Origin of the sequence: Enterobacter cloacae complex sp. EB5, assembly GCF_031432835.1 — a bacterium.
GTDB classification, from domain to species: Bacteria; Pseudomonadota; Gammaproteobacteria; order Enterobacterales; family Enterobacteriaceae; genus Enterobacter; species Enterobacter hormaechei_C.
The window spans coordinates 1-25,990 of sequence record NZ_CP133860.1 but is presented as its reverse complement, the minus strand read 5'-3'; the positions used below and the strand labels follow the sequence as shown (position 1 = coordinate 25,990).

Below are 25,990 nucleotides of genomic sequence, written 5' to 3'. Positions count from 1 at the left end.
CTGAGGTTCCAGCTATGTTAGTGCGCGTTCGGATAAAAAAAAAGCCGCTAATCAATTAGCGGCTTCTGTTCAGTCGTTTCCCGATGACATTACGCGTTCGCGGTTTTAATCGCTTTAGCGGATTTGTCGTCGTCCTGCGTCATACGATTCAGTTTAGGTGCGGTCAGCAGCATCAGCACGGCAATCACGGCGGTCGCGATACCAATTTGCATGAACACGGTGCCGTAGACATTCAGGGAAACCAGCGGGTCGGTAACGTTGTCTGGTACCGCCATCAGGTTCGCAATCTTACCTGCGATGATAGCCGCGCCAGCGGTGGTCAGGAACCAGCTACCCATGATGAAGCCCATCAGACGCTGAGGGACCAGCTGTGCAACCATCGCCAGGCCCAGACCGGAGATCATCAGTTCACCGATGGATTGCAGCGCATAGCTCAGGATCAGCCAGTTAACAGATACGATACCCGCGTCGGTGGCGAATTTCGTCCCCAGCGGCAGCACCAGGAATGCGCCAGAGCACAGCACCATACCGATAGCGAACTTGTGCGGCATAGGCAGACGGTCGCCCATCTTGTTATAGATAGCGGCCAGAATCGGGCTACCAATCATGATCCAGAACGGGTTCAGGGCCTGATACTGCTCCGGCTCGAACGCGATACCGAGGATGGAGTGCTCAACGTTGCGGATAGCGAAGAAGTTCAGAGACGTTGGCATCTGGCTGTACAGAACGAAGAAGATGATCGCTTCCAGCATCAGAATGAACGCCACAATCATCTTACGACGTGCCGCACCCTGCATCGCGAAGGCTTCTTTCGCGAAGATAATCACGATACCCAGCGCAACCACGCCCAGCACGGCACGTGCAACGCCCTGGTTATGCAGCAGCCAGGTGGCGACAGCGGCCAGGATCACAATGCCGACGATGGTTGCCAGCAGTTTGCCCATGTGCACGGGTTCGAAGTCTGGTTTTGAACCATAGTCTTTAACCCAGCTACGGCAGAACAGGAAGTTCACAACGGTGATCAGCATACCCACGAAGCTCAGCGCAAACGCTACGCTCCAGCCGAATTTGGCGGCCAGCCATGGGGTTGCCAGCATAGAGAAGAAGGAACCGATGTTGATGGACATGTAGTACATGGTAAATGCACCGTCCAGACGCGGGTCATCTTTGCTGTAGCAGGTAGAGAGCAGGGAAGACGGGTTCGCCTTGAAGAGGCCGTTACCTACCGCGATGGTAGCCATACCCATGTAAACCACACCTGCATCGTGCCCGGACCAGGCAACCAGCCCATAGCCAATCGCCAGAACAACGGCGCCCAGCATAATGACACGTTTAGTACCGAGAACTTTATCGCCTAACCAGCCGCCGATAGCGACCAGGCCATACACCAGGGCGCTGAAGGAAGAGAACAGGGTGATGGAATCGGCTTCAGACATACCCAGCTGTTTAACCAGGTAAACCGCCATGATCCCTTGCAGGCCGTAGTAACCAAAACGTTCCCATAATTCGATCGAGAAAATGAGATAGAACGCTTTAGGCTGTTTGAAAGCGTTAAGACTTACGCTTTCATCTGTTGGTTTATTGTTTGCAGTAGACACATATACCTCTTTTTTTACATCCCATATTAACGGGGGTGTTCATAGCGTGATGACCGTAGTCCATCCGCTTTATAGTTATATTGGGAGGGGAAACGGCGGGTAATGTTCACTATCCAGCCCCATCTGGCAATACGTTTGTAATAATCTGTTACATATAACTCTGGCGGTATAATCATCGGTTCACGCAAATGTTATACAGCGTTAAATCTCATCCGTTCAAAAATGGTGGTTTTTTTCACTGTAAACGACCCTGTTTAATGGCTGCATGGCGATATGTTCTGCTATTTTGGGTGATTAGCAGTGATATAGCCCATATTCTGAAAAATGACTGGTCTTATGTGCGGCGTGGAGTCGATGAATTCTTGCCTGACAAAGGGGTTGGGCGGGTTTTAACAACAAAAATCCAACATCAGGTTATCAGAGTGATCGCGATCACAGATGTATAGAAATTTTTGGTGATGAAAAAACTATTAACCTGTTTGAGTGTTAAATGACCGAAGAAACGACAATGCGTAAAGGAGAAAGGGAGGGCAATTTATGGTCAATCGGGAAGATATCAGAGCCCTTGTTAATATTAAGGGCTTGAACAGGCAAGAAGTAAGGTGGTTTACGCTCAGGGATAGACTTTTTCTTTGTATTCGCAGAGATCTTCGATAATGCAGGAGCCGCAGCGTGGCTTACGGGCAATACAGGTATAGCGTCCGTGCAGGATCAGCCAGTGGTGGCAATCTACCTTAAATTCCGCAGGGACCACTTTTAACAGCTTCTCTTCCACCTCTTCCACGTTTTTACCTGGCGCGAACCGAGTGCGGTTAGAGACGCGGAAGATATGGGTATCCACGGCGATGGTCGGCCAGCCAAACGCCGTGTTCAGCACCACATTTGCCGTTTTACGCCCGACGCCCGGCAACGCTTCCAGCGCAGCGCGGTCTTCCGGGACTTCACCGCCGTGCTGCTCCAGCAGGATCCGGCAGGTCTTAATGACGTTTTCGGCCTTGCTGTTAAACAGGCCAATGGTCTTGATATAGGATTTCACACCTTCAACGCCCAGCTCCAGCATGGCCTGCGGCGTATTGGCGACAGGGTAGAGCAGGGCTGTGGCTTTGTTGACGCTCACGTCCGTCGCCTGTGCAGAGAGCAGCACCGCGATCAACAGTTCAAACGGCGAGTTAAAGTTCAGCTCTGTCGTAGGATGAGGATTCTCATCGCGCAGGCGCGTCAGGATCGCAATGCGTTTCTCTTTATTCATACTGCTTTCTCGGGGATCCCTTCCTGTACGCTGCGTTCAGCGGCGCGGCGTTTACGTTTTTCATCAATCAGGTATTTTAACGCCAGCATCATCCCAAGGCCAATAAAGGCCCCAGGCGGTAGCATGGCCAGCAGGAACGGGGTGTCCGTATGGAACACCTCAATACGCAGCGACTTCGCCCAGCCGCCAAGCAGCGCATCCGCACCGTCGAAAAGCGTACCGTTGCCCAAAATTTCACGCAGAGAGCCGAGGACGAACATGGCGGCAGTCGCGCCCATGCCGATGGAAAACCCATCCAGCGCGGATATGGCCGGATTGTTTTTCACCGCGAAGGCTTCAGCGCGGCCTACGACAATACAGTTAGTCACGATAAGCGGAATGAAGATCCCGAGCGACTGGTACAGGCCAAATGCGTAGGCGTTAATCAGCATTTGCACGACGCTGACCACCGACGCAATGATCATGACATAGATCGGAATACGGATTTCCGACGGCGTCCAGCGGCGCAAAACAGAAATGGAAAAGTTAGTCAGGGTCAGCACCAGCGTGGTCGCCAGCCCCAGCCCGAGCGCGTTGGTGGCGGTAGACGTCACCGCCAGCAGCGGACACAGCCCCAGCAGCTGTACCAGCGCGGAGTTGTTCTTCCAGAGACCCTGGACGATAACCTCTTTAACCTGGCTCATGGTCACTCCTCACAGGTGGAAAGATGATTGATCTGCGCGGGCAGCGTTTCGGCATACAGCCCGGCGCGCTTGACGGCGTTGACCACCGCGCGCGGGGTAATCGTGGCGCCCGTGAACTGGTCAAACTCGCCGCCATCTTTTTTCACCGCGAAAGCAGGATCGTCTTCGCCATGAATCATCTTTCCGGCGAAGTGTAAGATCCAGTCGCTTAAGCGGGTTTCAATTTTGTCGCCAAGGCCCGGCGTTTCGTGATGTTCCGTCACGCGCGTACCCAGCACGGTGCCGGAAAAATCGCTGCCCACCAGCAGCTGAATCGCACCGGAGTAACCGTCCGGCGCGGTGGCTTCCATGACGGCACCCACGGGATTATCGCCCTTGCGGGCAATATAAACGCGATGGGGTCCTTTACCGAGCTGCGGAGCCTGCACGACAAAGCAGCTTTTTTGCAGGTCATTATCGTAGAGGTCGGATGGGATCACCTGATCGAACAGCGCTTTTTGCTGCTTCATTGCCTGCTCTGCAATGGTGGTTTTCGTCAGTTCATTTACCAGCGCGGTCAGCCCGGTGAGGGCGGCGGCGAAGATCGCCAGCGTGACGCCGTGTTTTTGCATTGTTTTTAGCATGGCGTGACCCTTAGCGATGACCGTACACGCGTGGCCGCGTGTAGTAGTCGATGAGCGGAACGGTGATGTTAGCCAGCAGCACGGCAAATGCCACGCCGTCCGGATAGCCGCCAAAGCTGCGAATAAGCCAGACCAGCAAGCCTGCCAGCGCGCCGAAAATCAGACGACCACGGTTGGTGGTAGAGGCGGTGACCGGATCGGTCAGAATAAAGAATGCCCCGAGCATGGTCGCGCCGGAGAGCAGATGGAGCTGCGGGCTGGCCAGCGACTCAGGTAATATCACCCAGCCGAGCGTTGAGCAGACGGCCAGCGTCACCAGGAAGCTCACCGGAATATGCCAGCGGATCGCCTTCTGTTGCAGCAGGAACGCGCCACCCAACAGGTAGGCCAGATTGACCCACTGCCAGCCAGCACCCGCCAGTACGCCGCTGTAAATAGACGATTTCATCACCTGCTCCACGCTCTGTCCGGCACGCAGGGAGGTTTTGAAGGTATCGAGCGGAGTGGCCTGGCTGATGCCGTCCACGCCCATGCGAAGCGTGTTCATATCTGCGCCCAGTGCGGTGTGGCCGGTAAAGATAACGTGCAGGGCATCCATAAAGCCGGGCACCGTGGCGGCGATCTCATGCGGCGGCAGCCAGCTGGTCATCTGTACCGGGAAGGAGATCAGCAGCACCACGTAGCCAATCATCGCCGGGTTAAACGGGTTATGGCCAAGTCCGCCGTACAGCTGCTTGGCGATGATCACCGCAAACACCGTTCCCAATACCACCATCCACCACGGGGCGAACGGGGGAATGCTGATGGCCAGCAACAGGCCGGTCAACAGGGCGGAGTTATCGCTCAGGATGCGAGTCACTTCCATTTTGCGCAGCTTCAGGATCGCGGCTTCTGCTGCGACGGCACTGGCGCAACCCAGAACTAACTGGAAAAGCGTACCCCAGCCGAAAAACCAACACTGTACGGCAATACCTGGCAGCGCGGCCAGGCACACCAGCATCATAATACGCGATGTCTGGCGCTGGTTATGGGTGTAAGGGGAACTTGCAATTCTGAAAACCATTTAATCCTCGTTAACGGCTTGCTGCGCGGCTTTCTTTGCCTGAACGCGCGCAATCGCGGCGGCGACTGCGGCTTTGCGTGGATCGTCATTAGCGGCCGCAGGCAGTTCGTCCTGCTGTGCCGCTTTTCTTGCTTTGGCACGGGCGATGGCCGCTTCAACGGCGGCTTTACGCGGGTCGACAGGCGTTTCACTCTCTTCGGCAGGTTGAACTTGTGCCGCTTTACGTGCTTTGGCGCGGGCGATAGCGGCTTCAACGGCCGCCTTGCGCGGATCCGTCGCTTCCTGTTCAACCACCACTGTCTGCTGACCGGCTTTACGGGCTTTTGCCCTGGCGATAGCCGCTTCCACCGCTGCTTTACGCGGGTCGATATCGGCTTCCGGTTTGGCGTTTTGCGCTTTCTCCGCCTGACGCGCGCGTGCTTCGGCTTTCCGCGCTTCGCGGGCCGCAATCGCTTCGCTGTTGTCCGGTCTTTCTCCCGGAGCGATCACAACCGTCTGGGCGGCAGTGGCTTTCTTCTCGCGCACGCGGGCCAGGGCTGCGTTAATGGCATCCTGATCTTTCGCCGCAGGCTGCACGGCAGCCTGCTTATGGCGTTCCTGACGGGCTTGTTTCTCGCGCTCCAGTCGCGCCTGGCGCGCTTCAAAACGGGCCTTCGCTTCAGCGGCACGTTTTTCTTCCATGGAGATGGCGTAGATTTCGGCTTTCTCCTGACGGAAGTATTGCACCAGCGGAATATTGCTGGGGCAGACCCAGGCGCAGGCACCGCATTCAATACAGTCAGCCAGGTTATGCGCCTGGGCTTTATCGTGCAGCTGGCCTTTGCTGTACCAGTACAACTGCTGCGGCAGTAAATCTGCCGGGCACGCGTCCGCACAGGCGCTACAGCGTATGCAGCCTTTCTCTTCCTGCGTTTCGCCCATCTCCGTTGGGGAAGGGGCGAGCAGGCAGTTGGTAATCTTCACCACCGGGACATCCAGCCACGGCAGGGTAAAGCCCATCAGCGGGCCACCCATAATGACCAGTTGATCGCTACCCGGGCAGAAGCCAGCCTGTTCCAGCAGATGACGCACCGGCGTACCCAGACGCGCCCAGACGTTGCCGGGACGGGAGACGGACTCGCCGGTCAGCGTGACGACGCGCTCGGTCAATGGCTCGCCGTCAATCACCGCACGTTTCACCGCGTAGGCGGTTCCCACGTTTTGCATCAGCACGCCGATGTCGGACGAACGGCCCCCGTGGGGGACCTGTTTGCCGGTCAGGATCTGCGTCAGCTGTTTTGCCCCGCCGGACGGGTATTTGGTCGGGATCACGCGCAGGGCGATATCGTGGCTGTCCGCCAGTACCGCACGCAGCATCGAAATGGCCTGCGGTTTATTGTCCTCAATACCGATCAGCACTTCGCGGGGTTGCAGAATATGCGCAAGAATGCGAATACCTTCCACCACCTGCGCGGCACAGTCCTGCATCAGACGGTCATCGGCGGTGATGTACGGTTCGCACTCGGCGGCGTTGATGATCAGCGTGTCGATTTTATCGCCGCCGCCGTGAAGCTTAGCGCCGGTCGGGAAGCCTGCGCCCCCCAGACCCGCCACGCCGAACTGATGAATGCGTTCAATCAGCGCTTCACGACTGTGGGAACGGTAGTCGCTCCAGCCGTCACGCTCGATCCAGCGGTCTTCACCATCGGCTTCAATGATCACGCTCAGCTCAGACAACGCCGACGGATGGGCAACGGTATGGGGGGCAACAGCCACCACCTTACCGGAAGTCGGGGCATGTATCGGCAGCATCCGTCCGCGACCAAAGGTCAGCGGCTGGCCGCGAAGAACGCTATCGCCTTCTTTCACGCACAGTTCGCCTTCCGCGCCGATATGCTGTTTAAGGGGCATAACGTAACGGGTCGCCAGTGGGATCTGGCGCAGCGGTGTGCCGTTAGACTGCGATTTCATCTCAGGCGGATGAATGCCGCCGTCGAAATCCCAGATCTTCTCTTTTCTGAAGGCAGAAAATAACTTAAGCATGTTGTTCCACAGGAATATTGCGAACCGGAATGGCCTGAAGGTCCCATTTCCAGTTTTCGGTAGTCGTTTCAACCGGGCGTAGTTCTATACACTGCGTCGGGCAGGGCGCCACGCAGAGATTACAGCCGGTGCACAGATCCGCCACAACGGTGTGCATCGCGCGCGTTGCGCCCACAATGGCGTCAACAGGACACGCCTGAATACATTTGGTGCAGCCAATGCAGTTGGCTTCGTCGATAACAGCAAGGGCACGAACGGGCTCCTGGGCCTGTTCATCGCCGTCGACAGGCTGGGGATCGACGTTCAGCAGGGCAGCTATTTTAAGCATGACCGCTTCGCCACCCGGTGCGCAGCGGTTGATCTTTTCTCCCTGCACGCCCACCGCCTCAGCGTAAGGGCGGCAGCCTGGGTAGCCGCACTGCCCGCACTGGCTCTGGGGTAAAAGTTCATCAATTTTTTCAACAACCGGATCGTCCTCCACCGCAAACCGGCGGGAGGCATAACCCAGAATGATGCCAAAGACGAGTCCCAGTACGCTGATGGACGCGATGGCAATCCAGATAGCACTCATTACAACTTCACCAGACCACTAAAGCCCATAAAGGCCAGAGACATTAAACCTGCGGTCACCAGAGCGATGGCGTTACCGCGAAACGGCGCGGGAATATCCGCCGCGGCCAGACGCTCGCGAATCGAGGCGAACAGGACCATAACAAAAGAGAAACCGACCGCGGCGGAAAAACCGTACAGCGCCGATTGCAGGAAGTTATGCCCGAGGTTGATATTCAGTAGCGCCACGCCCAGCACCGCACAGTTGGTGGTGATGAGGGGCAGAAAAATACCCAACAGGCGATACAAGGCAGGGCTGGTTTTACGCACCACCATTTCGGTAAATTGCACCACGACCGCAATGACCAGAATAAAGGCCAGGGTGCGCAGGTAGAGCATGTCGAGCGGGATCAGGATCCAGGTATCGATCAGCCATGCGCAAATGGAGGCCATCGTCATCACGAAGGTGGTGGCCAGCCCCATGCCCATTGCCGTCTCCAGCTTTTTGGAGACGCCCATAAACGGGCACAGGCCAAGGAACTTCACCAGTACGAAGTTATTAACCAGCACAGTTCCGACAAAGAGCAGTAAGTAATCGGTCATTATTTAGCCTGAAATAAAATAGCCGCCTATTATCGGATAAACGACAACAGGCCACAACAGGTTAACTGTAAGGTTATTACGGGTTGACAAAGGTCTTCTTAACGCGCGTCGAACGCTTGAAATAAGGGACCAGAAGCGCCGTCGCCAGTAGCGGAAACAGTAACTGGCGAACCGCCAGCGCGTCAGACACTGGCGAGAAAGCGAATGCTTTGACGGCCAGCAGCACGGAGACCAGCAGCCAGATAATGTAATGTTTCGGCACGCTTTTGCGGCGTTTGAAGAAGGCGATAGTCAGCCACAGCGTGTAGTACCACATCGCGATCGCGAAAACGAACGACACAAACCACGTCGCAATATTGAGCGCACTCTGGGACATCAGTGTCTGGATAGCATGAGGCGTAACCAGTGCGGTGGTGTAAAGTAACAGCGCCAGCGAAGCGCTTAATAATGCCACCAGCAGCCATGCCAGCGGGGCGATTAACCAGCCCCCAATTCTCTCTCCAGGCAATGCGGTCATACGCTCTCCCATAGTCTGCGCGAAATGTTATACAGAAATTTGCAGGGCGGAGAGTATATAACATTTCACGCCGAAGGCTACTTTCTTATACAACGTAACGCCATACGGATTTAGGCACTTCCCCCACATTGAACAGACGACCGCCAGAGACCAGTTCGGCGCGACGATGGTCAGCAGCGCGGTACATATTGATGATGTCCTGATTATCCGACAGCGTGTAGTTCAGATGGTCAAACAGTTTTTCCAGGCTTTCAAGGGAATTGATCTTGCGAAATTTTAATAAATAGTCCTGAACTGTCATATTAATAAGTTTCCATATAAAAGGGTAATACCCATAAAGGTAATGCGTTCGAATAATAAACGGATTAATAAAGACGTAAACTGTCCACTCGGGTAACGCGACGAAATTAGGAGTTTTCTTTGCGAAGAATCAGGCACCAGCAGATGCCTGGAAGAGAAGGGTAACCCCGTTCATTACGGCTGGCAATATGTTCCATGACGTAATGTGTCACGCTTTATGACGCTACGGCTTACTTTTGTTGTGCGACAGTAACAGGCTCCGGCGGCTGGTAGTTATCGATATGGCTGGCAATGCCAAGCAACACGACTGAAACGCCAAGGACAATCCATCCCGCTAATTCAATGATTCGATTAATTATTGACGACATAATTTGTGTTTGTAATTTATCCATAAATACAGATTACAAATGTTACAGCGCCCTTTTCGCCAGAGCAAGCGCTTTGGGAACGATTCCCCGGCCCCCTATACACACTTTAATGCGAGGTAACAAAAAACGCTGTCGCGAGATGCTATTTTAACTCACAGGGCACATTATTAATCTGTGCGTTAAGCACAAGGCCAGTGATAAATAAGCGCACAGCGAGGGGGCACACGATGAGTGAAAACATCCGCGTCGGTCTTATTGGCTACGGGTACGCAAGCAAAACCTTCCATGCACCGCTGGTTGCCGGCACGCCGGGAATGGAACTGGCGGCTATCACAAGCAGCGATGAGACTAAGGTCCGCGCCGACTGGCCAGCCGTGCCGGTGGTAACGGAGCCTAAGCATCTGTTTAACGATCCTAATATTGACCTTATTATCATTCCTACCCCTAACGACACTCATTTCCCCCTGGCGAAAGCGGCGCTGGAGGCAGGCAAACATGTTGTTGTCGATAAGCCCTTTACCGTGACGTTGTCACAGGCGCGCGAGCTGGATGCGCTGGCGCGAAGCCTGGGTCGGTTATTATCGGTATTTCACAACCGGCGCTGGGACAGCGATTTCCTGACGGTTAAGTCGCTGATAAACGAAGGCACGCTCGGCGAGATTGCTTTTTTTGAGTCGCATTTCGATCGTTATCGTCCGCAGGTGCGAGATCGCTGGCGCGAGCAGGCGGGACCGGGCAGCGGCATCTGGTATGACCTGGCGCCGCATCTTCTCGATCAGGTCGTTCATCTGTTTGGTCTGCCCGTGAGCATGACGGTCGATTTAGCGCAGCTCAGGCCGGGGGCGCAGACCACCGACTATTTCCATGCCATTTTGAGTTATCCGCAGCGGCGCATTGTGCTGCACGGGACAATGCTTGCGGCGGCGGAATCGGCCCGCTATATCATTCACGGGGCGCGCGGCAGCTATGTGAAGTTCGGCCTGGATCCGCAGGAAGAGCGCCTCAAAAATGGCGAACGCTTACCGCAGGAGGACTGGGGCTACGACATGCGGGACGGGGTGGTGACGCGTGCGGAGGGGGAGGCGCTGGTTGAAGAGACGGTGTTGACCCTGCCGGGGAACTATCCGGCGTATTACGCCGCCATTCGTGACGCGCTGAACGGTTCAGGTGAAAATCCGGTTCCCGCAAGCCAGGCAATCCAGATTATGGAGCTCATTGAGCTGGGGATCGAATCTGCCAAACATCGCGCAACGCTCTGTCTGGCATAAGTACCAAACGCTTTCGTAGGCCGGGTAAGCGCAGCGCCACCCGGCAGTAAAGAGGACTACTGAGCAACTTTATCGCGCAGCGCCTGTTTCTCTTCAGGCGTCAGGAAGGCGATCTCCAGCCCGTTGATTTGCGCCTGACGGATCTGCTCGCGGCTCAGCCCGGCCTGCGGTGCGGCGATGTTGTATTCGTGAATAATATCCACGCCCTGAACCGCCGGATCGTCCGTGTTCAGCGAAGCCAGTACCCCATGTTCGAGGAAGGTTTTCAGCGGGTGTTGCGCCAGCGACGCCACTGTACTGGTCTGAATATTGGAGGTCAGGCAGGATTCGATTCCAATACGTTGTTCGGCGAGGAAATCCATCAGCGCGCGATCTTCAATGGCTTTCACGCCGTGACCAATACGTTCCGCACCCAGCTCACGAATGGCCTGCCAGATGCTTTCCGGCCCCGCGGCTTCCCCCGCATGAACGGTAATATGCCATCCTGCATCACGTGCGCGGTTGAAATGAGACAGGAACAGGCTGCCCGGGAAGCCCAGCTCGTCACCGGCCAGGTCAATGGCGGTGATCTGGTCGCGATGCGCCAGTAATGCTTCCAGTTCCTGAAGGCAGGCCGCTTCACCGAAGGTACGGCTCATAATGCCGATTAAACGCGCCTGAACGTCAAAGGTTTTGCAGCCTTCACGCACGCCTTCAATGACCGCTTCAACCACGCCCGCTACGGGGAGATTGTGGGTCATCGCCATATAGCCCGGGGAAAAACGCAGTTCGACATAGTGCAGGCCGTTGCGCGCGGCATCTTCGATGTTTTCAAAGGCGACACGGCGACAGGCATCCACCGAGGCCAGCATTTTCACGCCCCAGTCGAGCTTGCTCAGAAAACTCACCAGATCCGGTTCGTTCGACGTGACCTGAACATGGGGGATCAGGGTTTCAAGCGTTTCGGCGGGGAGGGTTAAATTGAACTGGCGGCCAAGATCGAGAATGGTTTGGGCACGAATGTTTCCGTCGAGGTGGCGGTGAATATCAGTTAAAGGCAGGCGTGTATCAATCATGGTCGCACTCTTTGCTGGTTAAAGTGCGCCATATTATAAAAACAAAACGGGGTAAAAAGCTATTTGCGCAAGGGAATATTCCGTTGCGCAAATAATTTACAGCAGCGTGTTGATGCCAGCGATAAGGCGTTGAACGCCCTGTTCAAGTTTACTAAGCGGACAGCCAGCGTTCAGACGCACATAGCCTTTACCTTCATCCCCATAGGTATATCCCGGCATGATGGCCACTTTTTGCTGTTCAATCAGCACGTTTTGCAGCGTCTTGTCATCTATACCGAGTGGGCTAAGATCGATCCACGCCAGATAGGTGGCCTCGGGCGGTTGCCAGTTGAGTGTCGGAAAAGCACTGTTTAATTCGCGAGCAACAAACCGCAGATTCTCTTCGAGATAGGTCCGCAGCGCGTCCAGCCAGGGTTCGCCCTGCCGGTAAGCAGCAATGTGCGCGGTCAGCGCCAGCACGGAAGGGGAAGAGAGTCCGTCCCGACCTTTTAATGCATTCAGATAGGCGTTACGGCTGTCGTCATCGACGATAAGCCCCCAGGCGCCCGTCAGCGCCGGAATGTTGAAGCTTTTGGAACCCGAGGTCAGCAGCGCCCATTTACCACGCGCAACCTCATTCCACGGGGTGTGACGATGCGTGCCCCATACCATGTCCATATGAATTTCGTCGCTGATCACCGCTACGTCATAACGTTCACACAGGGCCGCCATTGTGGTCAGCTCCTCCCGCGTCCAGACTTTGCCGGTCGGGTTTTGCGGGCTACACAGCAGCAGCACCTTGTTTTCCGGTTTTGACAGCGCCGCTTCCAGCGCGGCCATATCGCCCCCCCAGCCATGCGCTGTTTTCTGCATCGGCACGGAAACAACGGTACGCTGGTTGCCTTCGATGGCTTTATAAAAGGCATCGTAAGCCGGGGTATGGACCACCACGCCGTCGCCAGGCGAGGACCAGAGGCGGATCAGCTCCGAGACCATATAAATGACCGACGGCCCATACACCACGGTTTCGGTATCAATCTGACTGTTAAAGCGTTGCCGGAACCAGTGCGCCACGGCGGCCAGAAATTCGTCATTTTTCCAGCGACTGTAACCAAACACCCCGTGGTTTATTCGCTGATGCAGCGCATCGGTAATGCAGGGGGCGGTGGCAAAATCCATATCAGAGATGGTGAAGGGCAGCAGGTCGGCAGCGCCAAAACGGTCAGCGACATAATCCCACTGGGTACACCAGGTGCCGTGTCGATCCACGACGGTAGAAAAATCAAACATGACGGTGCTCCGTAAAGTAAAACCCCCTCATGACGAGGGGGGCGAGACATCAGGCTTCGACGGTTCGCATCAGGGTTGCCAGCTCATCCTTCACTGACTGTACCTGCGGGCCAATGACGACCTGCAAATTGTGTTGATTTAACTGTACCACCCCAATAGCCCGGTTAGCTTTAAGTGCGTTGGTATCCACTTTGGACATGTCCGCCACCGACAAACGCAGGCGGGTGATGCAGTTATCCAGAGAGGTAATGTTATCCGCACCGCCCAGCGCCGCCATAATAGCCGGCGTGTTATATCCGGATTTCCCAACGGTACCAGCCACCGCCTGTTCAACGCTGGTGGCCGTATCGGTATCGCGGCCAGGCGTTTTCAGGTTAAAGCGGGTGATGGCGAAGCGGAAGATCCCGTAGTAAACCGCGAACCAGATGGCGGCCACAACCGGCACCAGATACCACTTGGTGGACAGGCCGTGCAGGATACCGAAGACCACGAAGTCAATCACGTTACCGTCGGTGTTACCGATGGTTACACCGAGCACAGCCATCACGGTAAAGCCCAGGCCCGTCAGTACGGCGTGGATGAGGTACAGTACCGGTGCCACGAACAGGAACAGGAACTCGATTGGTTCTGTCGTACCGCCCACCACGCAGGCAATAACGCCGGAGATCAGCAGGCCTTTAATTTTATGACGATTTTCCGGACGGGCACAGTGGTACATCGCCAGCGCAGCGCCCGGCAGGCCGCCGAGGAAGGCAGGCATTTTACCCTGAGAGAGGAAACGCGTCGCACTTTCAGAGAAGCCGTGAGTGGTCGGGCAGCTCAGCTGGGCCTGGAAGATGGTCAGCGCGCCGCTAACGGAATGACCGCAAACGTCCATGGTGCCGCCGGCTTCCGTAAAGCGGATCAGGGCAACCAGGATGTGCTGTAAACCAAACGGCAGCAACAGACGTTCACCGGTACCGAAAATCATCGGGCCGAAATCACCCGCGCCGTTGATAATGCGGCCGATACCGGTGATCCCCATGGCAAAAATTGGCCAAATCAGGGGGATGATCAGACCAAACAGACCCATCACAACCAGCGTGATGATTGGCACAAAGCGGGTGCCGCCGAAGAAGGCCAGCGCATCGGGCAGGCGGATGTTGTGGAAGCGCTCGTGCAGCATCCAGATAATCACCCCCGCGATCACAGCTCCAAGGATCCCGGTATCGATGGACTGAATACCAATCACGCTCTGAATGTTATTGGCTTTCAGTACCGCCGCGTCGGTTGTCGGCAGGATCCCTTTGGCAGTCAGCCAGAAGTTAACCGCAAGGTTCATCACCGCATAGCCAACGAAGCCCGCAAACGCCGCCACGCCTTTGTTTTCGCGCGCCAGACCCAGCGGAATGGCGATACAGAACATTACCGGCAGGAAGCTAAAGGCAAACGATCCGACCTTGCTCATCCAGATGAATCATGATTGAAGTGATATTGATATTTAAAATCAGATACTTGAGGTTATGCGGTTTTTCTATGGGGCATCAGTGGGGCATTTTGAGTAAAAGACGCGTTCAAAATGCCCACCTGGTCATGGTTATTCTCGGTCATCCATTTACCGTAAACCGTGAAGAGCATTTGCGCTGACGAATGGCCCATCTGGTGCGCAACGAAGTTTGGATTCGCTCCAGCTACCAGTGCCCAGCAAGCATATGTGTTTCTGGTTTCATAAGATCGTCTTTGCCGGACGCCTGCACGACGCAGGGCAGTGCGCCAGGCCGAATTAATAGACCCGGGAACGTAGCACATTGTCTTCTTGCCGTTCATTGAAGTAATGGACGGGGAGAATATAAAGGTGCATTCGTCAGTTCTCTTTTTCTTGTATTCCCGTAGGCTGACGCTTACCTTGTGGGATGCCATCATTCTGGTCAGTGGCATTTGCGCCTTGAGGGCATCAATTGCTGGCTGGGTCAGCTGTATTGTTCGAATCCCGGCGTTGGTTTTTGGCAGGGTGAAGTTTCCCTTCAGGGAATAGTTCCGTGACACTGTAACAGTCCAGTTGACAGTATCCACATCCTCCCAGGATAACGCGCTTAGTTCGCCATGCCTGACGCCTGTATTTACCGCAAAGATAACCATATTCTGAAACTGTAGCGTTGGGCAGGCCGCAACCACTCTCTGATACTCATCAGAAGTAAGAGGATCTGGAATGGGTCTTTCTTTTGCGAGAGGGGTAATACCTGCCATCAGATCGGTTTTCAGGTATCCACTTTTGAAAGCAAAGCCAAGCATCCCGCCAAGACATGCCATATAACTATTGACGGTAGGAACGCTTCTTCCTTTTTTGGGTGGATGATTCAGTCCATGCCTGGTTTTCTGCCAGCCGTTCAGTAGCTCCTTCCTGGCGCTAAGGATATCTTCAGTGTTCAGGCTGCCGATGTACCTGTGCTCACCAATAGTTTCGATGGTTGTTGTGAGGTGGCAATCGTAACGCCGCAAAGTCCCGAGACTAAGCTCCATCTCCTTAAGTCCGAGCCATTTCGATTTCAGTTCAAGTAGGGAGATCTGCTTTCTGACAGTGCTGAATTTCTCTGCGTTCGATGAATCCGGGAATTGTGAGGCATAATTGAATGTGCCTGTCTTTATCGCAAAGCAGACTGAAGCCCGAAGCTCGCCTGCCATTTTCCTGTTTTTTGGCGTGTCAGGAACGCCGAGATTTTCCCTGACACGCTTTCCCTGATATATGAACCATATGCGTAACGATTCGCCATGAACCTCTACGCCTGTTGGGTATGCTGCCATAATCATTCCTCGTTTGATGTGCCAAAGGACATTTAAGCAGATATTCTCCGGCGTTTCGCTGGGCTTTGGTGCTCGATCCAGTGGTTTATCTCATCGCGGTTATACATGATTGGGCTGTTTTGCTTAGGTGCCATATCAGGGGCAACATGGCGATAATGCTTTCCCTCCATCCAGGTAGACCGGCGAGCATGCTGAATCATGTGCTTTGACATGCCGGTTGTCGCAGTTAAAAGTTCCTCTGTGACCCATTTATTCGGTACCAACTGAATAATGTCGCTCATGGTTTTCTCCAGGCAAAAAAGAAGCCCGGCGTACCGGGCAAAAGGGATAACGGAGCAGTGCTTTCGCACCCAATATCCAGCTCATAACTGGCTATCAGTTGCGTCAACGCAATAAGCCAAGGTCGTAGTTGAGGTTCTCAAGGCATTCTCGGTCCTGCTCGAAGCAGTAATCCCACAACTCCTGATCGTGCCATTCCCGAACCAGTTGCCATTTCCAGCCGCCGCTATGCTTAACCCGGCGAACCTTGCGTTTAACGACAGCATCAAGGTCGAATATCACGCCGCCACCGCCGGCAATGCCGTTTCTCAGGACATCCAAATCAACCTCAATGACCCGGAACAGCTTCGGTAGCTTCGGTAACTCTTCAATGCGCATAGCCTCTCCTCATGCCGCACGCTGGGCGCGCAGCTTCTTCAGGTGTTCTGCTGTTTCGATTTCTTCAGCGATCCGCGCGGCCTGTGCTTTGGTCAGCGGCTCGAATTCGTGCTGAAAGCGGCCCATGCTGGCGATGCAGGTGCGACCGTTGCGGATGTAGTGGATTACTTCGTGGGTAGCACGGAGGATTTTGCAGGGCGCGCCGTGGAGATCGGCGTACCAGGTATTAGGCTGGATTATCCTGAACATTTGAAGAGCCCTGTATCATGAGGAATACTGTCATAGCTGCACGAAGCGCATTTTCATGTTCATACTCATAGAGTGGCAATGCGGTAGCACCATGCAGGCCTTCTTCGTTCCAGTTCCAAAGGATATTAATTTCGTTATCCGCGATGATTTTCCCTGCATCTGACCATGAATTTACAGGGTCAAAAATCACCTCTTCTGGCTCCCCGTCACTGTATGGGCTTTCAATATTTCCGTATCACAACCGATAAACGTATCCAGCAGGGTTAAACATAAACAGCATTTCCTGATGTAGCTTATTAAGCTCATCAGCAACTGCTGCGTTTATTTCCGTATCACTCAACTTGCTGTAATCCATCACATCACCCCCGCTTGCCGCATTTGATACACCATCCGCTCCAGCACATACGGCCGCAGTGTTTGCATATAGGCCACATCACATCCCCCTCTGCTTATTCCTTAATTCGATAACACCCTGGCACTCCGCGCAGGTCTGGCAGCTGGGAACGGCAGCGCGCCGCTGCTCGGGAATCGGTTCATCGCATTCTTCACAACGTTAAGCTGATAAAGCGTTGCGGTTTAGCCGGTGAGCGGAAAGGGCAGCGTTACGCTGAAGCTCTTCAATCTCTGCTGCGGTGTCGATGATGTCCATGGTCAATGCTCCCGGAACTGTCGGTTAATTCGGTTGAAGGTGAACGCCAGCAATAAAAAGGGAGCTTTAAGCTCCCGGGTGATTAACGATTTCATGCGGCTCGCTCCGCCATTATTTCGGCCTTCTGCTCGTCGTTGAGCATGTCGTCAGAGACGATCGCCACGCTTTACTGGCAGCCTCGATTCCGCTGCACACGCTTCCGTATTTCATGCCGCCTCCTGCCTTTCTCGATATTCCTCAGCGAGCCGCTGCGCCTTTAGTGGATTGCTGACCACTTCACCCCATGGCATTAGCCAGCCGTTACCAATGAAGGGAAGGCACAGTGTGCCAACCCTGATGTCATCGTGAGCGTCATTCATCATTCACTCCTTACCGCGCCGCCGCGGCCGAAATAATCAATCTGCCCATAGCGAGTGCGAGAGGGGAGTTTAGGTCCACAGGCTTCGTATTGAGGCTGGAAAGAGGCCATAAAGTTGTCGTGCCATAGCTTGGCTTCGTAGCGACGTAGAAGCTTATCGGTCCAGTAATCATCCTCCGCCTGCTGAATCTCTTCTGAAGTCCGGTTCTCAACCCGCTGCTTACCCAGGCTCTCCTCAAGGTAAGCGCAGACCCGAGCGATGACCTGCTCCTTTGTTTCCAGTTTTTTGGGCGCACGAAAGTATCCCGCCCCTTGAGGAGGTGATTGCATGTTTGTTTCCTGAATTTAAGGTTGGATAACCCAGGATTGCAGGTCAGTATTGAACTGCGCTCCGATGTCTGATGGGTGCTCTGGCGGGAGGATCACCTTCTTTCCGGTTTCCTCCTCAACTCCATGAGATGCGATTAGCCGATTCTGACCTGTCGCCTCATCTCGCTCTGAGGTGGTTACGACAATAACCATCTTCGCCGCCGGTTTTAGAACGGTTAGGTTTACCTGATATACCATTAATAATTTCATGGAAACGATAAATGCTTATATAGTAGAGAAAATTATCAAAATCTTTTCGACAAAACCTACAAAGCGTAATGTTATATGTAAAGTTTTTTATAACATACTCTGTGAAACATTACATTGTTATCAGCGACTACTAAGTGGATAGGTTAGGCTGTGTCCCTTAATCATCTGAGTTATAGTAACTATCTGTTTCCAGAATATGTTGAACTATGGCTCGCTACGTTCTACCCGATGATGCATGGACTCCCATTCAGCCCTTATTGCCTGCGCAACCGGATTCACCACGTGCAGGACGGCCATGGGCAGAACATCGCATGATCATCAACGGCATGTTCTGGATACTGTACTCAGGAGCGCCATGCCGCGATTTGCCTGAACGATACGGCCCATGGGAAACCGTTTACAACCGCTTTAATCGATGGTCAAAATCGGGAGTGATTAGCATTATTTTCAATAAGTTACTCTCATCTATTGACGCTCATGGACTCGTTGACTGGTCAGCAACGGCTCTAGAGCGCAAAAAACATCCCGATATCACCGGAGATAATAGCCGGGGTCGCTCTCGCGGCGGTTTGGCACCAAAATCCATCTGGTTACAGACGGAAGTGGCCTCCCGTTAACATCGTGCTGAGCCCCGGACAAGCCCACGAGAGTCAGTTCGCACAACGTCTTCTGGATAACATTGGCATTCAGCGCCAGACCGGTACTATGAAGCGCCGTGGTCATGCGGTACTGGCTGACAAGGCATATTCAGGGCATGCATTACGTTATGAACTGAAAAATAAAGGTATAAAGGCAGTTATTCCTCGAAAATCAAATGAAAAATGGCGTCGGATGGTCGTTCACAGCTCGATCGTGTTATTTACCGCAAGCGCAATGCTGTTGAACGATGTTTTGGCCGCCTGAAAGAATACCACCGCGTAGTAACACGTTATGACAAAACGGCGAGAAATTATCTGGCGATGGTGACACTGGGCTGTATCCGGCTCTTTTATCAACAGGTATGAAATTAAGGGACACAGCCTAGTCTGATGGACTGTGAAGTGCCTGTTAACCCCGAGCCTAGTCATTCGAAGATTGCGTTGAAACCTCTTGGAAACCGCACGCTGAATACTTTTTCACTTATTGAAACCATCTAAAGAACTGCTCAAAAAAACATCCTCCCCCTGCGAAATAAAGAAATCCGCGCCAGTGACTAACTTTTCATTTCTTATGCGTTCAACTCTGAGTTATAGTCAGTAACAGCGACATACTCAATCACTTAGGCAACACCAATAAGTGAGGGCGGTAGCATACCCTAGTCTTAAATTGATTAACCTATCGATAGTAAAATCAAAAAAAGTCTTAAAATTTTGCACTAAAACAATACGCTGCTGATCATCCTAACAGTTATATATTTCATAAAATCACTAAATTTCCGGCTAGACTAAATGAAAATATATTCCTTATGATTTATCTCCAAATTAGTAGATCCTATTACAAAAGGAATCATAATGAAAACGAACAAAAGATTTACCTCTGTGAGAAGCAAGATGGAAAGCCAAAAAAGAAAATTTGAAAAAATAATGAAGCAAAATAAAACAAATGAAGAAAAAACATCAATTATATTTAATGAATTATCACTACTAAGACAGACTTCTACTACAGCAGCAATACATGCCTACAAAAACTTCTTAAGCATTGAAGATGCCGATAAGTTAATGCGCGCAAGATATATATCCAATGACGAAAATATATTTAAAATCAGTCAGATACACACCATTGAAAAAGAAACAAGCACGGATGTTATAAATTGGGTAACAACCACATTATCATATTTCTCAAATGAAATTAATGAATTTCTAGTAATGAGAAATAAATTCGTTAAATCACTGATGAATTCATCATTTAGTGAAGCAGCAAAACTATTAGATGAAATAGAACATAAGTTTGGAAAAACTTTTTGGAGTTTAACAAACAAAATGATACTAGTCTATTTCAAAAAAGATTTGGCAGAATTCAATCGTATTTCTAAAGAAATGCAATTACTCGAACATTCATATTCTAAATCTCGCATAGGATATGAGGTGGTAAGATGCAACAGGAATATCTCGGCTGAAAGGTACGTTTTTTCAATTGGAAAAATGATTGAGGAAGTGAGGTTGGATGGCGTTTTTCATGCAATCGATACAATTTGCTACAGGCATTTATTCGACCCTTCAGCCAACTATGAATCAATAATTAACATATATAAAAATGATTATGACATAAGAATAATAGACCAATATATTTCTTATCTGAGATTTGTTCTATATTTGAAAAATTGTAATTTACTGTCCGATGAATCAGAATCTACCTTAGAACAATTAAATTTAATCATCGATGATAAAGAGCTAAAAAACTTAGTAAGTAACATGCGTAACTTTAATGGTAACAGAATAAATGAGGGTCAGGTTTTATACCAAAAAATCATAATGCTTTACCTTGAGGAGTCATATGAAGAAGTAGTAAATTTATGTGAGCGTACACTGGTTGAAGAACCTAACTTATCTGTTATTTATATTCCTTACGCGAAATCATTAATACAACTTGGGAAATACTGTTCCTTTAATAATGTCTTGGGTGAGGTTATCAATTTAATAATTAATATTACATTAGATAATGACACTGAGAACTCCTTAGCCCAGTTGATGAAAATAAGTCAAGTACTCAATGATTATAACTGGTCATTTATCCTGAACTGTGTTCTGGCAAGTTATAACGGTGAAGGTGATAGTAACACTCATAAAAAATACAGCTTTGTAGACTTATGTTCACTTAACAATAACATAATGGACCTTGATGAACTCAGCAAAGATATCATCAATAACGAGTCAATACCGGAGTGGCGAAAAAACAAATATACGGCTGATCACCTATATCACTTAACAGAATATGAGCAAGCACTAAAATACTATAAAATGCTAAATTCGCGTGATGAATCATATGCACGCTCTAAAATAATACAGTGCTATTACAAACTAGGCAATACTGATAAGGCTAATGAAATTATGGCCACGGAATTATTAAAGGAGACAAACCCTAAAACTTTACCAATAAAAATTATAGTTAACGACATTATAAAAAATCTTACCTTCACTACTGACAATAATAAACTATTGAACTCCGCTATAATCTTACACTATTACAACCAATATATTTCTAACGATTACACCCAACCCTTATCAGATATTTGCGAGAATTACTTTAATAATCTTGGCATTTTTGAACATCATGAAATTAAATTTGAAAATCCAAATATAAACACTTTTTTATTAGAGAGAATATTAAATTTAGAAGTGCTTGATGGCATGAGTACATTTTTCAACACTGATAGTGAAGTACTCTTATTTAGAGTATCCATAAATAGAATTTTGTTGTCTAATTTAGCCTCTTATAATATTGAAAAACGCAACTTCATTTTTGAGGAAGCACGATCTCTTCTGAATAAAATTGTTATTAACTTATGTTCCCCATGAGGCTGGCGCCGGCAGAATATACATAGACAAAACCAGTATAAGAAACAAAATTAATGACGAAGTGAAAAATGATTTAGATATATTGAAAAAATATGAAGAACGTGATTTATCATATCAAATACAGGATGCAGATGAAGAATCTGATGCATTATTTTATAGTTCTGATAACGAATTTTTCAATGGCGTAATGGCATTATTATATAAAATTACAAATGCTTATACTTTGGATAAGCTATATGGCCTCGATCAGTCATTGAACATGGGAATAAGACATGGCGGATTTGTTAATTTACTTTGGGCGCCTCTCAAACGTAACAATATCTCAGCTAAAAAACATGATGAAAATAAATTCTCACCCAACCCAGTTTGGCGTACAGACTTTGGATATTTTAAGGATTCAATCCTTGATGGCATAGATAATGCTTTGGTAGAGTTTAATAAAAAGGCAAACGCAATAATCAACCAAGCAAAAAATAAAGTTCATATAGATACAGGTGAGTTTGGTTACAACTCTAAACTATTCGAGTTTTCGCTTGAACCTGACTATCAAGCATCTGTAGCAAGTAGAATCGACTCTCTATCTGCAGAAACGTTAATTGATGATGTATTCCTTTATCTTGACAAGCAGACGAATGAGAAAATGGCTATTGCAAGAGGAGAGTTCGTTGATTCAATTGAAAAGGACATGTTTGAAGAAATAAAAAATCTCAAGGATAAACTTGAGAGTGATGGATTAGATGTCATTGCAATTCAGCGCGCGGTCTCAAAATCAAAAGATGAGTTGAAAGAATCATTTATCCAATTAAGAACGTGGTTTGACTGGGCTAAACAAACTAAAACAAATTTCGATTTAAACGTTGCACTTAAAAAAGCAGAATCTGCTGCCAGTCAATACTACCCCTGGTTGAAATTCAATTTAAGTGGATATAACAACTCTACATCTAATTTTCTCGGTCAATATTTTACCGACACAGTTATGATTTTAACCTTAATTATAGATAATGCACTAAAACATTCAAATCCTCGTGATAATTATCACATCACTTACAATATTAATGAACATAATAATTCATTACAACTGAGTTTTACAAACACCTTAGATTTTGATTTACAAGAAGAACAATGCAAGAAAATCGTACAAATAAATGAAGATCTTGCTGAAAATCGGATTGATAATTCAACTAAAGATAATGGCAGTGGTATCTATAAAGTAAAAAAAATAATTACACATCATCTAAAAGTTGAAAATAAAGTTACCGTTGTATATTCGAATAAGAAATTTGAAGTTTTAATTATTATCGAAGACATTGAACCAATTAAGGAAAAATAATTGAAAATTCTTATTGCTGATGATAATATTTATAAACAAGACATCCTTAGTGCATATATAAAAAATAAATTCCCTGATGCGGATATAAGCCAGAGCTATTCATTTAATTCAACTAGAAAGCAAATATTTGAGAATGTCTTCTCATTAATCCTCTTAGATATGACCATGCCTACTTTTGATTCAAATGACAAGTCCGCTACAGTTAGTGAAAGCAGAAACAGGCCTTTAGCTGGTAAGGAAATAATTTCTTCTATGGCCTATAGAAAACTTTACTCGCCCGTCATACTAGTTACTCAATTTGAAGTTTTTGGAAGGCACAATCAACTAACTTCAATCGATGATATATTTGATGAAATAAATGGACTTTATCCAGATATTATAAAGGGCTCGGTTTTATTTGATTTCCAATCAGACTCCTGGAAGTCAAAATTAGATAACTTTATTTTAAACATGGAACTGAAATGAATATTCTCATTGTTGAAGATGATGATAATAAAGCACAGGACATAATAACCTTCTTAATCAAAGAAGGTGTCATGTCATTAAGTATTAAAACTGTTGATAATGTTAATGATGCACTTACTCTCTTAAGGGAAACAAAATATGACATTCTCTTACTTGATTTGAGTTTGCCGTTACGAAAATCAGGCCATCCAATCCCAGATGGTGGCTCCAAGATTTTATACAACTTGACGAGTCCATATTTTTTAACGCCCAGCCATGTCATTGGATTAACACAATTTTCAGATTTGTCAGACAATGAAAGACCTAAGTTCCAAAAATTTGATTTTAACATTTATGATTATAATATCGACATCTGGAAGGATGTCCTATCGCAAAAACTAAAATGGATACTTAAACACACTACAAGTGTAGCAGAGAGAGCTGGTCATGATAAAATCATCATATTGACTCATGGGATTATGACTAGTGGGAAATGGCAATCACAAGTAACCGAAATATTTAAAGATACAGCCAAAGATATTATTCCTTTCAGATATCCTCACTATTCAGCTTTTAAAATACTTCTGCCGCAGACTCGAAAAAAAATATTGGATGCCTATGTGGATTTTGTAATAAAAACATGCCAAGAACACCCGACTGCTGAACTTAATTTCATTTCACATAGTTTTGGAACATACATGACGATAACAGCTTTGAACAATGCTAATTTCTTGTTCCCTCCAGCAATTAACAATATAATTCTATGTGGCAGCGTTTTAAAACAAGATTACGACATTTCTGCTTTTATAGATAAAACGCAAACTCTGAAACTGATTAATGATTGTGCCTATGACGATAAAGCCCTTATATTTAGCAATATGTTTTGTTTTGGACTCGGTAATGCAGGTAGAATAGGATTCAATGGCTATCACGAGAAGTTAGTAAATCGTTTTTTTAAAGGTGGGCATAGTACTTTCTTTTCTGAAAAGAATAATATATTGCGCAGCTGGTTTAATGCAATAGAGAACTCAGAAGTTGATCTATTTGACATGAGGAGCACTAATATCTTCGCTGAGAGCATTGACTCCGTGATGAATTTAATTGCTCCATTAGTCAAGATTATATATATTCCTGTAATAATTCTAATATTCATTCTTTATTTGCAATGACAAAAATTAATGTTAGATGTATAATGTAAGCATAATCAATTTTGTTTGATAGTGATTAATATCATTGAAAAATTTAGAGGCATTAGTAAATAATCAGTTTGATATCACTCTCCAAAGACTGATAAGGGCGCGGTATGACGCCGCGCTAGAAAATTGGAGTAAATCTAAATGGTTAGAAGTCGGGCCTGGCGTCGCCATCACCTATTTCGTTTAAAATCCCAGCGAAATAGATATAGAAGTACGATAGCTAAGGCACCTAAAATTGTAGGGAAAATTTACCGTACACCTTGTGCTTGTTCTTGTTTTATGTGCGGAAATCAAAGAAAACACCATGATATAAACATTCAAGAGCACAGAGCATCATTGCTTTTCACTGATTGACTTGTTATAGTTTAAGCTAATAGATTATTAAAAGGCTCCAACGTTAGGGGCCTATGTTTAAATAAAATATTCATTCTAACTTTGTTATTTAAGCAAGCTATCCCTTGTAGCGTATAGCCCTAGCCAAGAACAAATCCTTCCCTATTAAAAGCCCAATTTTACCATTTTGTTTCTTATCTCTTTATTGTCTTAATTATCTCATCCTCTACTTAAGCTAAAAAAATTAACCTATACAAAACACAAAACTCGTCACCGGACTTAACAGTTATCTTTTTTCTCCATCAGAACGCTCACGGTCAATCTTTGTCAGCTGCGCATTAAGTTGATGTTCTGTCATTCCATGTTTGTATGCATTGTATTGCCAGATCACAAACTGTTGTTTGTACCTCCGGTTCTCTTCCTTAAGCTTTTCGATTTCGCTTTCAAGATTCACAATCCTAGCGGCTGCAATGTTCAAACTAGCTGGACGCGGATTTTTGGGGCCACGGCCTTTAAGCGCCTCTTTCTTTGTTTGATAGGCAGTCACTATTGCCTCATGTGCATTAAGGGACTGTCTTGACGGCAACTTTCCGACCAATGGTTCTGCCGCCTCACAAATTGCTGACCAGGACAGTTTTGGTTCCTGCCATCCTCGAATTAGATTCACGATGGCGTTAATGTCTCTATTATCCAGATGCTTAGCCAAGGCCACCTCCTAACAAAGTTGTCAAATCATCTAACATCACAGCTGAC

26 protein-coding genes and 3 pseudogenes are annotated in these 25,990 nt (G+C 48.9%); 6 read left to right on the top strand and 23 right to left on the bottom strand.

All coding sequences use genetic code 11. From position 1 onward, the window contains the following. Positions 1 to 89: 89 nt before the first annotated feature. The 11 genes from dtpA to blr all read right to left on the bottom strand — a co-directional run bounded on the left by dtpA (position 90) and on the right by blr (position 9,563). Positions 90 to 1,598 (bottom strand): dipeptide/tripeptide permease DtpA, encoded by a 1,509-nt coding sequence (gene dtpA / locus RHN82_RS00145; protein ID WP_003857596.1) that lies wholly within the window; start codon positions 1,596 to 1,598, stop codon positions 90 to 92. A 613-nt stretch (positions 1,599 to 2,211) separates the two neighbouring features. After that, positions 2,212 to 2,847, bottom strand: a complete 636-nt coding sequence (gene nth, locus RHN82_RS00140; protein ID WP_015570668.1) for an endonuclease III — start codon at positions 2,845 to 2,847, stop codon at positions 2,212 to 2,214. Continuing rightward, positions 2,844 to 3,530, bottom strand: a complete 687-nt coding sequence (locus RHN82_RS00135; protein WP_003857592.1) for an electron transport complex subunit E — start codon at positions 3,528 to 3,530, stop codon at positions 2,844 to 2,846. Before RHN82_RS00135 ends, nth begins: the two co-directional genes overlap by 4 nt. Before the next feature lie 2 nt (positions 3,531 to 3,532). Next, positions 3,533 to 4,153, bottom strand: coding sequence for an electron transport complex subunit RsxG (rsxG, locus tag RHN82_RS00130; RefSeq protein WP_003857590.1), 621 nt, complete (start codon positions 4,151 to 4,153; stop codon positions 3,533 to 3,535). A 10-nt stretch (positions 4,154 to 4,163) separates the two neighbouring features. Further along, a complete protein-coding gene (gene rsxD / locus RHN82_RS00125; RefSeq protein WP_047051389.1) occupies positions 4,164 to 5,216 on the bottom strand; it encodes an electron transport complex subunit RsxD in 1,053 nt (350 codons plus the stop codon). Further along, on the bottom strand, positions 5,217 to 7,238 hold the full coding sequence (gene rsxC / locus RHN82_RS00120; RefSeq protein ID WP_047051388.1) for an electron transport complex subunit RsxC: 2,022 nt from the start codon (positions 7,236 to 7,238) through the stop codon (positions 5,217 to 5,219). Beyond that, the gene (gene rsxB / locus RHN82_RS00115; RefSeq protein WP_047051387.1) at positions 7,231 to 7,809 is read right to left on the bottom strand and encodes an electron transport complex subunit RsxB; all 579 of its coding nucleotides are present in this window, start codon (positions 7,807 to 7,809) and stop codon (positions 7,231 to 7,233) included. Before rsxB ends, rsxC begins: the two co-directional genes overlap by 8 nt. After that, positions 7,809 to 8,390 carry an electron transport complex subunit RsxA gene (gene rsxA / locus RHN82_RS00110; RefSeq protein WP_003857582.1) on the bottom strand — a complete coding sequence of 194 codons (582 nt, stop codon included), beginning with the start codon at positions 8,388 to 8,390 and terminating at the stop codon, positions 7,809 to 7,811. The genes rsxB and rsxA overlap by 1 nt, the downstream gene beginning before the upstream one ends. Before the next feature lie 76 nt (positions 8,391 to 8,466). Continuing rightward, entirely contained in the window at positions 8,467 to 8,907 is a 441-nt protein-coding gene (locus tag RHN82_RS00105; RefSeq protein ID WP_015570663.1) for a DUF2569 domain-containing protein, read from the bottom strand. An 85-nt stretch (positions 8,908 to 8,992) separates the two neighbouring features. Next, positions 8,993 to 9,208 (bottom strand): transcription modulator YdgT, encoded by a 216-nt coding sequence (gene ydgT, locus RHN82_RS00100; protein ID WP_000217941.1) that lies wholly within the window; start codon positions 9,206 to 9,208, stop codon positions 8,993 to 8,995. Positions 9,209 to 9,437: 229 nt separating this feature from the next. Then, a complete protein-coding gene (gene blr / locus RHN82_RS00095) occupies positions 9,438 to 9,563 on the bottom strand; it encodes a division septum protein Blr (protein WP_151884424.1) in 126 nt (41 codons plus the stop codon). 239 nt (positions 9,564 to 9,802) lie between these two features. On the opposite strand from blr, the gene RHN82_RS00090 reads away from it, so the two are divergent. Beyond that, positions 9,803 to 10,843 (top strand): oxidoreductase, encoded by a 1,041-nt coding sequence (locus RHN82_RS00090; RefSeq protein ID WP_047051384.1) that lies wholly within the window; start codon positions 9,803 to 9,805, stop codon positions 10,841 to 10,843. A 56-nt stretch (positions 10,844 to 10,899) separates the two neighbouring features. On the opposite strand, the gene add is transcribed toward RHN82_RS00090, so the two are convergent. The 11 genes and pseudogenes from add to RHN82_RS00035 form a co-directional block, all read right to left on the bottom strand. Continuing rightward, on the bottom strand, positions 10,900 to 11,898 hold the full coding sequence (gene add / locus RHN82_RS00085; protein ID WP_015570661.1) for an adenosine deaminase: 999 nt from the start codon (positions 11,896 to 11,898) through the stop codon (positions 10,900 to 10,902). A 96-nt stretch (positions 11,899 to 11,994) separates the two neighbouring features. Then, the gene (locus RHN82_RS00080) at positions 11,995 to 13,167 is read right to left on the bottom strand and encodes a MalY/PatB family protein (protein ID WP_047051382.1); all 1,173 of its coding nucleotides are present in this window, start codon (positions 13,165 to 13,167) and stop codon (positions 11,995 to 11,997) included. Between the two features lie 49 nt (positions 13,168 to 13,216). Next, positions 13,217 to 14,623 (bottom strand): annotated as a pseudogene (gene malX, locus RHN82_RS00075) (maltose/glucose-specific PTS transporter subunit IIBC); the annotation flags it as partial. Positions 14,624 to 14,667: 44 nt separating this feature from the next. Next, entirely contained in the window at positions 14,668 to 15,948 is a 1,281-nt protein-coding gene (locus RHN82_RS00070) for a site-specific integrase (protein ID WP_045345348.1), read from the bottom strand. 32 nt (positions 15,949 to 15,980) lie between these two features. Further along, complete coding sequence (locus RHN82_RS00065) at positions 15,981 to 16,229, bottom strand: excisionase family protein (RefSeq protein WP_022650951.1); 249 nt, start codon at positions 16,227 to 16,229, stop codon at positions 15,981 to 15,983. A gap of 103 nt (positions 16,230 to 16,332) precedes the next feature. Then, positions 16,333 to 16,605 carry a hypothetical protein gene (locus tag RHN82_RS00060; RefSeq protein ID WP_058685323.1) on the bottom strand — a complete coding sequence of 91 codons (273 nt, stop codon included), beginning with the start codon at positions 16,603 to 16,605 and terminating at the stop codon, positions 16,333 to 16,335. A 9-nt stretch (positions 16,606 to 16,614) separates the two neighbouring features. Further along, complete coding sequence (locus RHN82_RS00055) at positions 16,615 to 16,854, bottom strand: DUF4222 domain-containing protein (RefSeq protein WP_059347404.1); 240 nt, start codon at positions 16,852 to 16,854, stop codon at positions 16,615 to 16,617. Continuing rightward, positions 16,832 to 17,044: a phage protein NinX family protein gene (locus RHN82_RS00050; RefSeq protein WP_227788393.1), complete on the bottom strand. Its 213-nt coding sequence runs from the start codon at positions 17,042 to 17,044 to the stop codon at positions 16,832 to 16,834. The genes RHN82_RS00055 and RHN82_RS00050 overlap by 23 nt, the downstream gene beginning before the upstream one ends. A gap of 243 nt (positions 17,045 to 17,287) precedes the next feature. Next, positions 17,288 to 17,503 (bottom strand): annotated as a pseudogene (locus tag RHN82_RS00045) (TraR/DksA family transcriptional regulator). Between the two features lie 206 nt (positions 17,504 to 17,709). Beyond that, positions 17,710 to 17,862 carry a DUF1317 family protein gene (locus tag RHN82_RS00040; RefSeq protein WP_063160427.1) on the bottom strand — a complete coding sequence of 51 codons (153 nt, stop codon included), beginning with the start codon at positions 17,860 to 17,862 and terminating at the stop codon, positions 17,710 to 17,712. After that, positions 17,862 to 18,191, bottom strand: a complete 330-nt coding sequence (locus RHN82_RS00035) for a hypothetical protein (protein WP_063153803.1) — start codon at positions 18,189 to 18,191, stop codon at positions 17,862 to 17,864. Before RHN82_RS00035 ends, RHN82_RS00040 begins: the two co-directional genes overlap by 1 nt. A gap of 455 nt (positions 18,192 to 18,646) precedes the next feature. On the opposite strand from RHN82_RS00035, the pseudogene RHN82_RS00030 reads away from it, so the two are divergent. The 5 genes and pseudogenes from RHN82_RS00030 (at position 18,647) to RHN82_RS00010 (ending at position 24,877) form a co-directional block, all read left to right on the top strand. After that, positions 18,647 to 19,444, top strand: a pseudogene (locus RHN82_RS00030) (IS5 family transposase). Between the two features lie 486 nt (positions 19,445 to 19,930). Continuing rightward, positions 19,931 to 21,934 (top strand): hypothetical protein, encoded by a 2,004-nt coding sequence (locus tag RHN82_RS00025; RefSeq protein ID WP_310398602.1) that lies wholly within the window; start codon positions 19,931 to 19,933, stop codon positions 21,932 to 21,934. A gap of 61 nt (positions 21,935 to 21,995) precedes the next feature. Next, positions 21,996 to 23,264, top strand: coding sequence for a GHKL domain-containing protein (locus RHN82_RS00020; protein WP_310398601.1), 1,269 nt, complete (start codon positions 21,996 to 21,998; stop codon positions 23,262 to 23,264). Then, complete coding sequence (locus tag RHN82_RS00015) at positions 23,265 to 23,729, top strand: hypothetical protein (RefSeq protein ID WP_032646885.1); 465 nt, start codon at positions 23,265 to 23,267, stop codon at positions 23,727 to 23,729. Next, a complete protein-coding gene (locus RHN82_RS00010; RefSeq protein WP_032646884.1) occupies positions 23,726 to 24,877 on the top strand; it encodes a response regulator in 1,152 nt (383 codons plus the stop codon). The genes RHN82_RS00015 and RHN82_RS00010 overlap by 4 nt, the downstream gene beginning before the upstream one ends. A 646-nt stretch (positions 24,878 to 25,523) precedes the next feature. On the opposite strand, the gene RHN82_RS00005 is transcribed toward RHN82_RS00010, so the two are convergent. Then, positions 25,524 to 25,943, bottom strand: coding sequence for a hypothetical protein (locus RHN82_RS00005; protein ID WP_032646882.1), 420 nt, complete (start codon positions 25,941 to 25,943; stop codon positions 25,524 to 25,526). Positions 25,944 to 25,990 lie beyond the last annotated feature (47 nt).

Bases quoted from the DNA above. Each gene is read 5' to 3' on its own strand.
- RHN82_RS00135 (WP_003857592.1), bottom strand. From the start codon at position 3,530: ATGAGCCAGGTTAAAGAGGTTATCGTCCAGGGTCTCTGGAAGAACAAC.
- RHN82_RS00025 (WP_310398602.1), top strand. From the start codon at position 19,931: ATGAAAACGAACAAAAGATTTACCTCTGTGAGAAGCAAGATGGAAAGC.
- RHN82_RS00105 (WP_015570663.1), bottom strand. From the start codon at position 8,907: ATGACCGCATTGCCTGGAGAGAGAATTGGGGGCTGGTTAATCGCCCCG.
- RHN82_RS00060 (WP_058685323.1), bottom strand. From the start codon at position 16,605: ATGCGCATTGAAGAGTTACCGAAGCTACCGAAGCTGTTCCGGGTCATT.
- RHN82_RS00010 (WP_032646884.1), top strand. From the start codon at position 23,726: ATGAATATTCTCATTGTTGAAGATGATGATAATAAAGCACAGGACATA.
- rsxA (WP_003857582.1), bottom strand. From the start codon at position 8,390: ATGACCGATTACTTACTGCTCTTTGTCGGAACTGTGCTGGTTAATAAC.
- RHN82_RS00065 (WP_022650951.1), bottom strand. From the start codon at position 16,229: ATGAGCGACATTATTCAGTTGGTACCGAATAAATGGGTCACAGAGGAA.
- ydgT (WP_000217941.1), bottom strand. From the start codon at position 9,208: ATGACAGTTCAGGACTATTTATTAAAATTTCGCAAGATCAATTCCCTT.
- rsxD (WP_047051389.1), bottom strand. From the start codon at position 5,216: ATGGTTTTCAGAATTGCAAGTTCCCCTTACACCCATAACCAGCGCCAG.
- RHN82_RS00070 (WP_045345348.1), bottom strand. From the start codon at position 15,948: ATGGCAGCATACCCAACAGGCGTAGAGGTTCATGGCGAATCGTTACGC.
- nth (WP_015570668.1), bottom strand. From the start codon at position 2,847: ATGAATAAAGAGAAACGCATTGCGATCCTGACGCGCCTGCGCGATGAG.
- RHN82_RS00055 (WP_059347404.1), bottom strand. From the start codon at position 16,854: ATGTTCAGGATAATCCAGCCTAATACCTGGTACGCCGATCTCCACGGC.
- rsxC (WP_047051388.1), bottom strand. From the start codon at position 7,238: ATGCTTAAGTTATTTTCTGCCTTCAGAAAAGAGAAGATCTGGGATTTC.
- rsxG (WP_003857590.1), bottom strand. From the start codon at position 4,153: ATGCTAAAAACAATGCAAAAACACGGCGTCACGCTGGCGATCTTCGCC.
- RHN82_RS00040 (WP_063160427.1), bottom strand. From the start codon at position 17,862: ATGAATGACGCTCACGATGACATCAGGGTTGGCACACTGTGCCTTCCC.
- rsxB (WP_047051387.1), bottom strand. From the start codon at position 7,809: ATGAGTGCTATCTGGATTGCCATCGCGTCCATCAGCGTACTGGGACTC.
- add (WP_015570661.1), bottom strand. From the start codon at position 11,898: ATGATTGATACACGCCTGCCTTTAACTGATATTCACCGCCACCTCGAC.
- RHN82_RS00080 (WP_047051382.1), bottom strand. From the start codon at position 13,167: ATGTTTGATTTTTCTACCGTCGTGGATCGACACGGCACCTGGTGTACC.
- RHN82_RS00035 (WP_063153803.1), bottom strand. From the start codon at position 18,191: ATGCAATCACCTCCTCAAGGGGCGGGATACTTTCGTGCGCCCAAAAAA.
- RHN82_RS00090 (WP_047051384.1), top strand. From the start codon at position 9,803: ATGAGTGAAAACATCCGCGTCGGTCTTATTGGCTACGGGTACGCAAGC.